The sequence below is a fragment of the Amycolatopsis sp. NPDC049252 genome (assembly GCF_043197175.1).
In the GTDB taxonomy this organism is placed as follows: domain Bacteria; phylum Actinomycetota; class Actinomycetes; order Mycobacteriales; family Pseudonocardiaceae; genus Amycolatopsis.
This window is the reverse complement of the sequence record NZ_JBICSQ010000076.1, coordinates 24,924-39,605: the sequence shown is the minus strand read 5'-3', so window position 1 is coordinate 39,605 and position 14,682 is coordinate 24,924. Positions and strand designations below refer to the sequence as shown.

At 74.0% G+C, this 14,682-nt stretch carries 3 protein-coding genes; all 3 read right to left on the bottom strand.

Annotated elements, in window-relative coordinates; genetic code table 11:
* The coding region (locus tag ACGFMK_RS40375; RefSeq protein WP_392774671.1) for an SDR family NAD(P)-dependent oxidoreductase at nucleotides 1-8,060 on the bottom strand (8,060 nt) is incomplete at its 3' end.
* A 16-nt stretch (nucleotides 8,061-8,076) separates the two neighbouring features.
* Nucleotides 8,077-8,298, bottom strand: coding sequence for a hypothetical protein (locus tag ACGFMK_RS40370; protein ID WP_392774669.1), 222 nt, complete (start codon nucleotides 8,296-8,298; stop codon nucleotides 8,077-8,079).
* Nucleotides 8,298-14,615: an SDR family NAD(P)-dependent oxidoreductase gene (locus tag ACGFMK_RS40365; RefSeq protein WP_392774667.1), complete on the bottom strand. Its 6,318-nt coding sequence runs from the start codon at nucleotides 14,613-14,615 to the stop codon at nucleotides 8,298-8,300. Before ACGFMK_RS40365 ends, ACGFMK_RS40370 begins: the two co-directional genes overlap by 1 nt.
* Between the last annotated feature and the right edge of the window lie 67 nt (nucleotides 14,616-14,682).

Genomic DNA, 14,682 nt, shown 5'->3' with positions numbered 1-14,682 from the left:
TCACCGGGCCCGGTGAACCGCAGCCGGGCGCGGACCGCCGTGGCGCCGCTCGCGTGCAGGCTGACGTCGCTCCAGCTGAACGGCAGCGCGCCCGCTTCCTCGCCGCCGCCGAGGAACATGCCGTGCAGCGCGGCGTCGAACAGCGCGGGGTGCAGGCCGAAGCGGGCCGCGTCGTCGTGGGCCTCCTCCGGCAGCGCGATCTCGGCGTAGCGGTCTTCGCCGTGCCGCCAGGCCGCGCGCAGGCCCTGGAACAGCGGGCCGTAGGCGAACCCGCGGTCAGCGAGGTCGTCGTAGAACGAGCCGAGGTCGATCGGCTCGAGCCCGTCCGGCCAGGCGAACCCGGCGACCGGCGGGCCGGCCTCGGCCAGCAGGCCGGACGCGTTGAGCTCCCACTCCGCACCGGGGATCCGCGAGTGCACGGTGACGGCCGCGGCGGCGCTGACCGCGACCTGCAGCTCGACCGGCCCGGATTCGGGGATGACGACGGGCGCGTGCAGGGTCAGCTCGACCAGCCGCGGCCGCCCGGCCTCGTCCCCGGCCCGGACGGCCAGCTCGGCGAGGGCCGCGCCGGGCAGCAGGACGGTGTCGTGCACCGTGTGCCCGGCCAGCCACGGGTGACTGGCCAGCGAAAGCCGTCCGGTGAGCACGGTGCCGTCGCCCTCGGCCAGCGAAAGCCCGGCGGCGAGCAGCGGGTGGTCCGAGGTCTCCAGCCCGGCCGAGGTGAGGTCGCCGGTGGACGCGGGTTCGAGCCAGAAGTGCTTGCGCTGGAACGGATACGTGGGCAGGTCGAGCCGCCGCGCGCCCGGCAGGACGCCGTCCCAGTCGATCGGGACCCCCTGGACGTGCAGGGTGGCCAGGGCGGTCATCGCCGTTGTCGCTTCGTCACGTCCCTTGCGCAGCAACGGAACGCCCTCGGTGAGCGCGGACAGCACCGCGTCAGGGCCGAGTTCGAGGAACTTCGTGACACCGTTGCCGCGCAACGTCTCCACCGCCGCGGCGAACCGGACGGTCTCCCGCACGTGCGTCACCCAGTACTCCGGGTCGGTGAAGTCCGCGGTCTCGCTCACCGTCGACACGATCGGGATCCGCGGCTCGGCGAAGGTCAATTCCCGCACCACCGCCGTGAAGTCGTCGAGCATCAGCTCCATCAGGACCGAGTGGAACGCGTGCGACACGTCGAGGCGCTTGGTCTTCCGTCCGGGGAACCGGTCCGCGACCGCGAGCGTCGGGCCTTCGACACCGGAGAGCACCACGGAATTCTCGTCGTTGACCGCGGCCAGCGAGACCTCATCGGACAGGTACCCGGCGACCTCGGCTTCGGACGCCTGCACCGCGACCATGATGCCGCCCTCGGGCAGCGCCTGCATCAACCGGCCCCGCGCCTCGACGAGCTTCGCCGCGTCCGGCAACGAGAGCACGCCGGCGACGTGCGCGGCGGCGATCTCGCCGATCGAATGGCCCGCCAGGAAATCGGGCCGGACACCCCACGACTCGACCAGCCGGAACAGCGCGACCTCCAGGGCGAAGATCGCGGGCTGGGCGAACTGCGTGCGCGCGAGGTCGCCGCTCTCCGGCAGCACCGCGGCCACCTCGTCGTAGGCCGCGGCGAACACCGGGAACGTCTCGTACAACGAGATTCCCATGCCGGGTCGCTGGGAACCCTGGCCGGTGAACAGGAACGCCAGCTTGCCCGGCTGGGCCCGTCCGACGATCCCCTGCCCCTCGGCGACCGCTTCCAGTCCGGCTCGCAGCTCGGACGCGTTCGCGCCGACGACCGCGGCCCGGCGCTCGTGCACCGTGCGGGTCGTGGCCAGGGAGAAGGCGACGTCACGCGGGTCGGCGTCCAGGTCCAGGAGCGCGCGAGCGCGGTCGGCCAGGGCCTGGTCGGTCTTCGCCGAGAGCACCCACGGCACGACCCCGGCCTTGGACGGTTCGGCCGGGGCAGGCTCCGGGACCTGTTCCAGGACGACGTGCGCGTTGGTCCCGCTGATCCCGAACGACGACACGCCCGCGCGGCGGGGACGGCCGGCGCCGGGCCACGGCCGCGGCTCGGTCAGCAGCGCGACCGCGCCCGCGTCCCAGTCGACCTCGGCCGACAGCTCCGCCGCGTGCAGGCTGCGGGGCAGCACCCCGCGGCGCATCGCCTCGACCATCTTGATGATCCCGGCGACCCCCGCGGCGGCCTGGGTGTGGCCGAGGTTCGACTTGACCGAACCGAACCACAACGGTTCGTCGCGCTCGTCGCCGTAGGTCGCGATGAGCGCTTGCGCTTCGATCGGGTCGCCGAGGCGGGTGCCGGTGCCGTGCGCCTCGACCGCGTCGATGTCCGAGGTGGACAGACCGGCGTCGGCCAGCGCGGCGCGGATCACCCGTTGCTGCGACGGGCCGTTCGGCGCGGTGAGGCCGTTGGACGCGCCGTCCTGGTTCACGGCGGAGCCGCGGACCACCGCCAAGACCGGATGCCCGTTGCGGCGGGCGTCGGAGAGCCGTTCGAGCACGAGCACACCGGCGCCTTCGGACCAGCCGGTGCCGTCGGCGTCGTTCGAGAACGACTTGCACCGGCCGTCCGGGGACAGGCCGCGCTGGCGGGAGAAGTCGAGGAACGTCTCCGGCGTCGCCATCACGGTGACGCCGCCCGCGAGGGCCATCGTGCACTCCCCCGCCCGCAGCGAGCGGGCGGCCAGGTGCAGCGCGACCAGCGAAGACGAGCACGCAGTGTCCACCGACACGGCCGGGCCCTCCAAGCCGAGCGTGTAGGCGACGCGGCCGGACAGCACGCTGGCGGAGGTGCCGGTGCCGAGGAAGCCGGCGACGCTGTCGGGCACGCTCGCCAATTTCGCCGCGTAGTCGTAGTACATGATCCCGGCGAACACGCCGGTGGCGCTGCCCTTGAGCGACGCCGGGTCGAGCCGCGCGCGTTCCAGGGCCTCCCAGCTGATCTCGAGGAGCAGCCGCTGCTGCGGGTCCATCGCGAGGGCTTCGCGCGGGGAGATGCCGAAGAACTCGGGGTCGAACTCGCCCGCGTCGTGCAGGAAGCCGCCGTGCCGGGTGTAGGTCTTGCCGGGCCGGCCGGGTTCGGGGTCGTAGATGCCGTCGACGTCCCAGCCGCGCCCGTCGGGGAACGGCGAGATGGCGTCGGTCCCGGCGTCGACCAGGTTCCACAGGTCCTCCGGCGACCGGACACCGCCGGGGTAACGGCAGCTCATCGCGACGATGGCGATCGGCTCGTCGACCTGCTTGCGCCGGGTCACGGCGGGGCGGGTCTCCTGAGGCGCGCCCAGCAGTTCGGTGCCGAGGAAGGTGGCGACGGCCGCCGGGCTCGGGTGGTCGAAGACGAGCGTCGCGGGCAGCCGGAGGCCGGTCTCGGCGCCCAGTTCGTTGCGCAGCTCGACGGCAGTCAGCGAGTCGAAGCCCAGTTCGGTGAACGGCCGGGACGCCTCCACGGTGTCCGCGCCCGCCCGGCCGAGCACGGCCGCGACGCGGGCGCGGACCAGGTCGACGAGCAGGGCTTCCCGGTCGGCTTCGGACAGCCCGGCCAGCCGTCCGGCCAGGCCGGTTTCGGCGCGCCGGGCCTCACGACGAGTCTTGACGCGGACCAGCCCGCGCAGCAACGGCGGGACCCCGGCCTTCCGGACGGCCGCGAGGTCGAGGTGCACGGGCACCAGGACTTCGCCGCCGTCGGCGACGGCGGCGTCGAACAGCGCGAGGCCGTCTTCCGGCGTGAGGGCGCCGAAGCCGTCGCGGCCGATGCGGTCGCGGTCGGTGCCGGTCAGGCCGGCGCCCATGCCGTCCTGCCACAGGCCCCAGGCGAGCGACTGGGCGGGTTTTCCTTCCGCGCGACGCTGGCGGGCGAGGGCGTCGAGGTCGGCGTTGGCGGCGGAGTAGGCCGCCTGGCCCGGGGAACCGAAAACGCCCGCGATCGACGAGAACAGGACGAAGAAGTCGAGGTCACCGGTGAGGTCGTGCAGCACGCGAGCGGCGGTCGCCTTGGCCCGGAAGACTCCGTCGAGCCGTGCGGGGGTGAGCGAGGTGAGGACGCCGTCGTCGAGCACACCGGCCGCGTGGACAACGCCGGTGACCTGCGGCTCGGCCCGGCCGAGGAGGTCGCGGACCTGGTCGCGGTCGGCGGCGTCGCAAGCCTGGACGCGGACGGTGGCACCGAGGTTTTTCAGCTCGGCGGCCAGGTCGGTAGCGCCGGGCGCGGCCTCGCCGCGGCGGCTGACCAGCAGCAGGTGCCGGACGCCGTGGGTGGTGACCAGGTGCCGGGCGAGCCGGGCGCCAAGACCACCGGTACCCCCGGTGATCAGCACGGTGCCAGGTGTGTCCAGTGTGGACGATTGCGCAGGCGCAGCCACGCGCGCCAATCGCGGGGCGAAGAGGGCACCGTCGTGCGCGTGGACCTCCGGTTCGCCCGTGGCGAGCGCGGCTTCGACGTCAGAATGGGCGCCGCGGAGCAGGACGAGGCGGTCCGGGTTCTCCGCCTGCGCCGCCCGGACCAGGCCTTCGACGGCGCCGTCGGCCGGGCCGGTCAGCACGACCAGGGGGTCCGGCTCGTCCGACGCCAAGAACTCCTGCAGCGCCGCGAGGGTGGCGTCGAGGGAGTCGGCCGCCACGATCGCGGCCGGGGTGGCAGCAGTAACGGCCGGGAGCGGAACCTCGTCGACGCGGTAGAGGCCCTCGAGTGACCGCGTGGTGGTCACCGCGCGGACGCTCAGCCCGCCGATCGACGCCACCGGGGTGCCCGTTCCGTCAGCGAGGTCTAGAGACAGGCCGTCTGCGCCCGGGCGGGCGTGCACCCGCAACTCGGTCGCGCCGCGGGCGTGGAGCACGACGTCGCGCCACACGAACGGGACCGAGCCCTGGTCCTCGCCGGGCACGGCCGTGGCCTGGAGCGCCGCGTCCAGCAGGGCCGGGTGGAGGCCGAAGCCGCCGGCCGCGTTCTCCGGCAGGGCCACTTCGGCGAAGATCTCGTCGCCCCGGCGCCAGACCTTGCGCAAACCTTGGAACATCGGGCCGTACGCGAGGCCGGCCGCGGTGAGGCGGTCGTAGGCGTCGTCGAGAGCGACCTCCTCGGCGTCCGGCGGCCACGGGATGTCCACAGTGGACGACGGCGGTGTGCCGAGGAAGCCGGTGGCGTGGGTGGTCCACGGGTGCTCCGGCCGGCGCGAGTGGATCGACACCGGACGCCGGCCGTGCTCGTCGGCCGCGCCGGCGACGACCTGGACCTCGGGCGCCACGCCGGGTTCGAGGACCAAGGGCTCCTGCAGGATCAGCTCTTCGATCCCGGTGCACCCGGCTTCGTCGCCGGCGCGGATGGCCAGTTCGGCGAACGCGGTGCCCGGCACCAGCACCCGGCCCGCGACGACGTGGTCGGCCAGCCACGGGTGCCGGTCGAGGGAGAGCCGGCCGGTGAGCAGGACGCCGTCGTCGGCGGCCACGGACACCGCGGCGCCGAGCAGCGGGTGGTCGGCGGCGGCGAGCCCGGCCGAGGTGACGTCGGCGTCGCTCTCCTGGCCGAGCCAGAAGTGCTGGTGCTGGAAGGCGTACGTGGGCAGCTCGACGAACCGGCCGCTGCCGCCGAAGTACGCGGCCCAGTCGACGGGGACGCCGTGCGCGTGGAGCGCGCCGAGCGAGGTGACCAGCTGCCGCGGCTCGTCGTGGTCACGCCGCAGCGCGGGCACGGCGACGTCCGCGTCGACCAGAGCGCTCAGCACGGCGTCCGGCCCGAGTTCGAGGAACTTCGTGACGCCCTTGCCGCGCAAACGGCCGACCGCGTCGGAGAAGAGCACCGTCTCCCGGACGTGCGCCACCCAGTACTCGGGATCGGTCAGATCCGCGCCTTCGCGGACCGTCGACACGATCGGGATCCGCGGCGCCGCGAAGGTCAATTCCCGCACCACCGAAGCGAAGTCGGCCAGCATCGGTTCCATCAGCACCGAGTGGAACGCGTGTGAAACGTCGAGACGCTTGGTCTTGCGGTCGGCGAACCGGGCGGCGGCCTCGAGGGTGGCTTCCGCAACGCCGGAGAGCACCACGGACGCCGGCCCGTTCACCGCGGCCAGCGACACCTGGTCCGAGAGCACTTCACGGACCTCGTCCGCCGACGCCTGCACCGCGACCATCGCGCCGCCTTCGGGCAGCGCCTGCATCAACCGGCCGCGCGCGGACACCAGCTTCGCCGCGTCTTCCAGCGACAACACACCCGCGACGTGCGCCGCGGCGATCTCGCCGATCGAATGTCCGGCCAGGAAGTCCGGGCGGACGCCCCACGACTCGACCAGCCGGAACAAGGCGACTTCCAGGGCGAAGATGGCGGGCTGCGCGAACTCCGACCGGGACAGGTCCCCGATGTCCGGCAGCAGCGCCGAAACCTCGTCGTAGGCCGCCGCGAACACCGGGAACGCCTCGTACAGCGCGGCCCCCATGCCGGGCCGCTGCGAACCCTGGCCGGTGAACAGGAACGCCAGCCCGCCTTCGGTGACGCGGCCCGTCACCCGGTCCGAGCCGACGACGACCGCGCGGTACGGCAGCGCGGCGCGGGTCGTCGCCAGGGTGTACCCCACGTCGACCGGCTCCGCGGTGACCGAAGCCAGCCGGGCCAGCTGGTCGGCCAGCGCGGGTTCCGTGGCCGCGGACAGCAGCAGCGGGACGACCGCGGGCGGCGCGGGCCGCTCTTCGGCCACCGCCGCGGGCGCCTGCTCCAGCACCACGTGTGCGTTGGTCCCGCTGATCCCGAACGACGACACGGCGCACCGCCGCGGGCCCTCGGGCCAGCCGGTGCGCTCGGTCAGCAGCGAGACGGGCCCGCCGGCCCAGTCGACCTCCGTGCTGGGCGTGCCGACGTTCAGGGTCGGCGGCAGGACGCCGTGGCGCATCGCCTCGACCATCTTGATGATGCCGGCCACCCCGGCCGCGGCCTGGGCGTGCCCGAAGTTCGACTTGATCGACCCCAGGAACAGCGGGCGTGAGCGGTCGCGGCCGTAGGTGGCCAGCAGGGCCTCGGCCTCGATCGGGTCGCCGAGGCGGGTGCCGGTGCCGTGGGCCTCGATCGCGTCGACGTCCGCTGTGGACAGTCGGGCGTCGGCCAGCGCGGCGCGGATCACCCGTTGCTGTGACGGGCCGTTCGGGGCGGTCAGGCCGTTGGACGCACCGTCGGAGTTCACCGCGGACCCCTTGACGACGGCGAGGATCCGGTGCCCGTTGCGCTGCGCGTCGGACAGCTTCTCCAGCACGAGCACGCCGACCCCCTCGGCCCAGGCGGTGCCGTCCGCGTCGTCGGAGAACGACTTGCACCGCCCGTCCGGGGCCAGGCCGCGCTGGCGCGCGAAGTCGACGAAGATGCCCGGGGACGCCATCAGGTTGACACCGCCGGCCAGCGCCAGCGTGCACTCCCCCGCGCGCAGGCCGCGGACCGCCGCGTGCACCGCGACCAGGGACGACGAGCAGGCCGTGTCGATCGACACGGCCGGGCCCTCCAGGCCGAGCTGGTAGGCGATCCGTCCGGAGTGGACACTGCAGGTGGTGCCGGTGAGCAGGTAGCCGTCGACCGCGTCGCCCGGGTGGTGCAGGCGCGGCCCGTACTCCTGCGCCGATACTCCGATGTAGACGCCGGTCTGGCTGCCGCGCAGCGCGGCCGGGTCGAGGCCCGAGCGTTCGACGGCCTCCCAGCCGACCTCCAGGAGAAGCCGCTGCTGCGGCTCCATCGCGAGCGCCTCGCGCGGCGAGATCCCGAAGAACTCGGCGTCGAACCCGGCGGCGCCGGGCAGGAACCCGCCGGTGCGCACGTACGTCGTGCCGCGGTGGTCCGGATCGTCGTCGAACAGGCCGGAGGTGTCCCAGCCGCGGTCGGCGGGGAACTCGCCGATGCCCTCCCGGCCGTTGTCCACCAGGTCCCACAGCGCGGCGGGGGTGTCGGCGCCGCCGGGGAACCGGCAGGCCATGCCGACGATGGCGACCGGCTCGTGCCGGCCGTCCTCGGCGTCGCGCAGCCGTTCGCGGGTCCGCTGCAGGTCTCCCGTGACGCGCTTCAGCAGGTCGAGGAGCTTGTCTTGGTCGGCCATCATTCCCTCGCTGTAGTCAGAAGATCTCGTCGGTGAGGAAGTCGAAGACCTTGTCGACCGCGGCGTCGAAGAGCAGGTCGTCGACTTTCTCGTCGCCGTCCCCGGCCGCGTAGGCCAGCAGCAGCTTCTTCAGCGGCTTGGCGACCTTCTTGCGGTCTTCCTTGTCGAGCTCGCGCAGGCTTTCGCTCAGCTCCTCGATCTCGCCGAGCACCCGCTTGACGGCCTTCTTGTCCGGCATCAGGAGATCCCCAGCTCGGTGGCCAGGAAGTCGACGACCTCGTCCGCGGTCGCGTCCTCCAGCCGGGAGCCGACCCCGGGCGCGGCGACGCCGTCCAGCAACGCACGGAGCCGCGCCGCGATCCGGCCGTCGTCGTCCACTGTGGACAGCCGGGTATCGAAGCGGTCCAGCTCGGCCAAGAGCGCGTCGGCCGGGCTCACCGACGGCGGCGCCAGCTCGGCGAGGAGGTGCCCAGCCAGCGACGCGACGGTCGGGTGGTCGAACACCGCGGTGGCCGACAGCCGCAGGCCGGTGACGGTGTTGATCCGGTTGCGCAGCTCCACCGACGTCAGGGAGTCGAACCCGAGGTCCTTGAACGCGCGGGCCGGGTCGATCGCGCCGCCGGCCTCGTGGCCGAGGACCGCGGCGGCGTTGTGCCGCACCAGGTCGATCAGCAGGGTCGAGCGTTCCTCGTCGGGCAACGCCGTGAGCCGGTCGCCCAGGGCGGGTCCGGCCGTCGCGGGCCCGGCCGCGCGGCGCGTGGTGACCTTCGCGAGGCCGCGCAGGACCGGCGCCACCTCGGTGGTCCGGGCGTGGGCGCGCAGGGCGGCGCGGTCCAGCTCGATCGGCAGGACGGTGGTGAACCCGCCGTCGAGGGCCGCGTCGAACAGCGCGAGCCCGGTCTCCGCGGTCAGCGGCGGCAGGCCTTCGCGGGCCATGCGGTCGACGTCGGTGCCGGCCAGCCCGCTGCCCATGCCTTCACGCCACAGCCCCCACGCGAGCGAGACCGCGGGCAGCCCTTGCGCGCGGCGGTGGGCGGCCAGGCCGTCGAGGAACGTGTTCGCGGCCGCGTAGGACGCCTGGCCGGCGGAGCCGACGATCCCGGACACCGACGAGTACAGCGCGAACAGCGCGAGGTCGTGGCCGCGGGTCAGCTCGTGCAGGTGCCAGGCCGCGTCCACCTTGGGGCGCAGCACCTTGTCGAGCCGCGCAGGCGTCAACCCGGTCAGGACGCCGTCGTCGAGGACTCCCGCGGTGTGCACGACGCCGGTCAGCTCGACGCCGTCCAGCAACGCGGCCAGCGCGGAGCGGTCCGTGACGTCGCAGGCGACAACCTCGGCGTTCAGCTCGGCGGCCAGCTCCCGCGCGCCCGGCGCGTCCAGGCCACGACGGCTGGTCAGGATCAGCTTCCGGACGCCGTGCTCGGCCACGAGGTGCCGGGCGATCAGGGCACCCAGCCCGCCGGTGCCGCCGGTGATGAGCACCGGTTTCTCCGGGTCGAGCGCGCGCGGCAGCGTGAGGGCGACCTTGCCGATGTGCTTGGCCTGACTGAGGAACCGGAACGCCTCGGGGGCTTCCCGGACGTCCCAGGTGCGCACGGGCAGCGGCGTCAAAGCGCCGGACGTGAACAGCTCGGCCAGCGCGTCCCAGATCTCCGCCGTCCGCGACGGGCCCGCGTCGATCAGGTCGAACGCCTGATAGTGCACCCCTTCCGGCTCGCGGATGTCGGTCTTGCCCATCTCCAGGAACCGGCCGCCCGGCGCCATGGTGCGCAGGGACGCGTCGACGAAGTCCCCGGAAAGCGCGTTCAGCACGACGTCGATGCCGCTGAACCGCTGCGCGAAGTCGAGGGTGCGCGACGACGCGATGTGGTCGCCGGGCAGGCCGGCCGCGCGCAGCACGTGCTGTTTACCCTCGCTCGCGGTGCCGAAGACCTCGGCGCCGAGGTGGTGCGCCAGCTGCGTCGCGGCCATGCCCACGCCGCCCGCGGCCGAGTGGACCAGGATCGACTCGCCTGGCCGCAGCCCGGCCAGGTCGACCAGGGCGTAGTACGCGGTCAGGAAGACCAGCGGCACGGTCGCGGCCTGCTCGTCGGTCCAGCCGGCGGGGACGCGGGCCAGGAACGGCCGCTCGCCGACGGCGACCGGGCCGATGCCGCCGTGCACCATGCCCATCACGCGGTCGCCGGGGGCCAGGTCGGTGACGGCGGTGCCGGTGGCGAGGACCGTCCCGGCCACCTCGCAGCCGAGCGGCCCGGCCTCCCCCGGGTACATGCCCAGGACGTTGAGCACGTCCCGGAAGTTCAGCCCCGCCGCCCGCACGGCGATGCGGACGTCGAGAGGGCCGAGGTCGGGCTCGTCGGCCGGAGCCAGGGTGAGGTGGTCGACCGTGCCCTCGCCGTTCTTGTCCAGGCGCCACGAACCGGGCGGCGGGAGGAGCCCGCCGGCTTCGGCGATCCGCGGGACCAGCGGGACGCCGTCGCGCACCGCGACCTGCGGTTCGCCGGTGCCGACGGCCAGGGGGACGTCCTCGAGGTCGCCGTCGACGAGGACGAACCGGCCCTGGTGCTCGGCCTGGGCGCTGCGCACCAGGCCCCAGACCGCCGCGGCCGCCGGGTCGGCGGCGCCGGGACCGGCCGCGTGTCGCGTGTGGACGACCAAAGTGGACTCGTCACGGGTCACCCAGTCCTGCAACACTTCCAGGACCCGGGCCGCCAGCTGGTGGGTCGAGATGACCGGGTCGCCGTCGGACGTCACCGACAGCACGGCCGGTCGTCCCGGGACGACCTCGGGGTAGGTCGTGCAGGTCACCGGTTCGGCGGTCGCGATCGGCGTCCAGTCGAGCGTGAACAGCCCGGACGGGACCTCGCGGCCGCGGGCGGCGGGGCGGCGGACGACGAGGGACTCGACGCTGAGCACCTCGGCGCCCGCCGGGTCGACGGCGACCAGCGACACCGTGTCGGCCGCGCGGAACGAGATCCGCAGCCGCAGGCTGGTCGCGCCGGTCGCGTGCAGCCGGACACCCGACCAGGAGAACGGCAGTCCCCCGGTGGATTCGGCCGACTCGCGCAGGAACAGGGCGTGCAACCCGGCGTCGAGCAGCGCCGGGTGGATCCCGAAGCCGCCGCCGGCGTCTTCGGGCAGGGCGACTTCGGCGTGGACGTCGTCACCGTCGACCCACGCCGCTTGCAGGCCGCGGAAGACACCGTCGTAGGTGAAGCCGGCCAGGTCGTCGTAAAAGCCCTCGAGAGACTGGGCCTCGCCCGGCGGCGGCCACGCCCCCAGCGCGGCACTTTCCCGGGAAAGTGCCGTCAGGGTGCCGGTCGCGTGGCGGGTCCAGTCGTCGCCGTGTTCCGGGCGGGAGTGGATGGTCACCGCGCGGCGGCCGTCGTCGTCCGGGGGTGCCACCACGACCTGGACCTCGGCCGGGGCCGAGAGCACGAGCGGCGCGCCCAGGGTCAGCTCCTCGACGGCCGGGCAGCCGGTCTCGGCGCCGGCGTGCAGCGCCAGCTCGAGGAAGCCGGTGCCGGGGAACAGGACGTCGTCGCCGACGACGTGGCCGGCCAGCCAGGGCTGGTCGGTCACCGAGAGCCGGGCGGTGAACACCGTGTCGCCGCCAGGGACCGGGACGACCGCGCCGAGCAGCGGGTGCTCGGCGCCGCGCAGGCCGAGGCCGCGCGCGCCGCTGGTGCCCGCGCCGGGCGTGAGCCAGTAGCGCGACCGCTGGAACGGGTAGGTGGGCAGGTCGATCCGGCGGCCGCCGGGGGCGAGCGCCGCGAAGTCGACGTCCACGCCGCGCACGTAGGCGGTGCCGAGGGCGTTCAGGAGTTCAGGGACTTCCGGGCGGTCGCGGCGCAGGAGCGGCCGGGCGACACCGTCGTCGACCAGCGCGGACAGGACGCCGTCCGGGCCCAGCTCCAGGTAGGTGCCGCAGCCCGCGTCACGCAGCACGTCCAGGGCGTCGGCGAACCGGACGGTCGCCTCGACGTGCCGGGTCCAGTACTCCGGTGAGTCGTGGCCGCCGACCTCGCCGGTGACCGTCGAGACGATCGGGAGGCGCGCCGGGTGGTAGTCGGCGAGGCGGCAGATCCGCGCGAAGTCGTCGAGCATGTCCCGCATGAGCGGCGAGTGGAAAGCGTGACTGACGTTGAGCCACTTGGTCTTGCCGTCGAACCCGGCGATCGCCGTCTCCAGGACGGCACCCGAGCCGGACAGCACGACGGCGTCCGCGCTGTTGACCGCGGCGAGCCCCGCGTACCGCTCGTGTCCCTTGAGCAGCGCCAGCGCCGTTTCCTCCGACGCGCGCAGGGAAACCATCGCGCCGCCCTCGGGCAGCTCGCGCATGAGGCGGCCGCGGGCGGTGACCAACATCGCCGCGTCGGACAGCGAGAGCACCCCGGCCACGTGCGCGGCCGCGAACTCGCCCACCGAGTGCCCGCACAGGTACGCCGGGGTCACACCCCACGACTCCAGCAGCCGGAACAGGGCGACCTCGACGGCGAACAAGGCAGGCTGGGCGTAATCGGTGCGATTCAGCAGGTCCGAGCCGAACACGACGTCCCGCAGCGGGGTGTCGAGCTGGACGTCCACGTGCGCGCAGACCTCGTCGAAGGCGTCCGCGTAGACGTCGTAGGCGTCGTAGAGACCGCGGCCCATCGCGATCCGCTGGGCGCCCTGGCCGGTGAACAGGTACGCCAGTTCCGTCTGCTGGTTGCCGCGGAGAACCCGGTCGTCGAACGCGGTCAGGGCGTCCGCCAGGGCGGCGGAGTCGGGGGCCACGACGAAGGCGCGTTCGGGGAGCGTGGCGCGGGTCGTCGCCAGGGAGAAGGCCAGGTCTGCCGGGTTCGCGCCCACCGCGGCGAGCTGGGTGGCTTGGGCGCGCAACGCGTCCGGATCGGCGGCCGAGAAGCCGAGCGCGATCGGCGACAGCGGTTCCGGCTCGGGCCGTTCCGGGGTGGCCGGGGGCTCTTCGAGGATGACGTGGGCGTTGGTGCCGGAGATGCCGAACGACGACACCGCGGCCCGGCGCGGCTCCGAACCACGCGGCCAGGGCACCGGCTCGGCGAGCAGCGAGACGGCCCCGGTGGACCAGTCGACGGCGTCGCTCGGATCGGCGCCGTGCAGCGTGCGCGGCAGCCGGTCGTGGTGCAGGGCCATGATCATCTTGAGCACGCCCGCCGCGCCCGCGGCCGCCTGCGCGTGCCCGATGTTGGCCTTGATCGACCCCAGCCACAGCGGTTCCGCGCGGTCGCGGCCGTAGGTGGCGAGCAGCGCCTGCGCCTCGATCGGATCACCCAGGGTGGTGCCGGTGCCGTGCGCCTCCACGACGTCCACAGTGGACGCCTCGACGCCGGCGTCGGCCAGCGCGGCGCGGATCACCCGTTGCTGCGAGGGGCCGTTCGGGGCGGTCAGGCCGTTGGACGCGCCGTCGGAGTTGACCGCGCTGCCGCGGACCACCGCCAGCACCGGGTGGCCGTGGCGCTCGGCGTCGGAAAGCCGTTCCAGGACGAACATCCCGGCGCCCTCGGCCCACGCCGTGCCGTCGGCGGCCGCCGAGAACGGCTTGCACCGGCCGTCCGGGGCCAGGCCGCGCTGGTTCGAGAAGGCGACGAACGGGCCGGGGGTGCCCAGCACCGCGACGCCGCCGGCCAGGGCGAGGGTGCACTCCCCCGCCCGCAGCGCGCGGACCGCCAGGTGCAGCGCGACGAGCGATCCCGAACACGCGGTGTCGACGGTGAGCGCGGGGCCCTGCAAGCCGAGGGTGTAGGCGATGCGACCGGAGACGACGCTGGGCGCGCTGCCGGTGAGCAGGTGCCCGTCGAGACCCTCGGGGGCGTCGGCCAGGCGGGTGCCGTACTCCTGCGGCTCGGCGCCGACGAACACGCCGGTCGGGCTGCCGGTCAGCGTGCCGGCGTCGATCCCGGCGCGTTCCAGTGCCTCCCACGCCGTCTCCAGGACCAGGCGCTGCTGCGGGTCCATGGCCAGGGCTTCGCGCGGTGAGATGCCGAAGAAACCCGCGTCGAACTCGGGGGCGTCGTGCAGGAACCCGCCGTGGCGCACGTAGGTGCGTCCCGGCGTGCCCGGGCGCGGGTCGTACAGGCCGTCGACGTCCCAGCCGCGGTCACGCGGGAACTCCGTGACGACATCGCGCCCTTCGTCCACAATGGACCAGAGTGCGGCGGGCGAGTGGGCGTCGCCGGGGAAGCGGCAGCCGACGCCGACGATCACGACCGGCTCGCTGTCGATCGTGGTGACAGCCTCGCCGGCCAGAGAAACCGCGCCGAACAGGCACTCGTCCAGGAAGTCCGCCAGCGCGTCGGGGCCCGGGTGGTCGTAGGCCAGGGTCACCGGCAGGTCGAGGCCGGTCTCGGCGGTCAGCCACGCGTGCAGCCGCACGGCGAGCAGCGAGTCGAAGCCGAGGTCGGCGAACGTGCGGCCGGACGGCGGCGGGCCGTCCAGCACCGCCGCCACGGCCCGGCGCACCAGGGTCAGCAGCGTCCGGCGTCGCTCGGGGCGCGGCCGGCCTTCCAGCCGTCGCAGGGAATCCAGCTCGGTCATGCGCGCACTCGCCACCTCGGGTCGCCCGGCACAGGGAATTCGCTGCTCCAGCTAGCCACAGAGGCGG

Excerpts from the sequence above, each read along its gene's own strand:
- ACGFMK_RS40370 (WP_392774669.1), bottom strand. The coding sequence starts at position 8,298 with ATGCCGGACAAGAAGGCCGTCAAGCGGGTGCTCGGCGAGATCGAGGAG.
- ACGFMK_RS40365 (WP_392774667.1), bottom strand. The coding sequence starts at position 14,615 with ATGACCGAGCTGGATTCCCTGCGACGGCTGGAAGGCCGGCCGCGCCCC.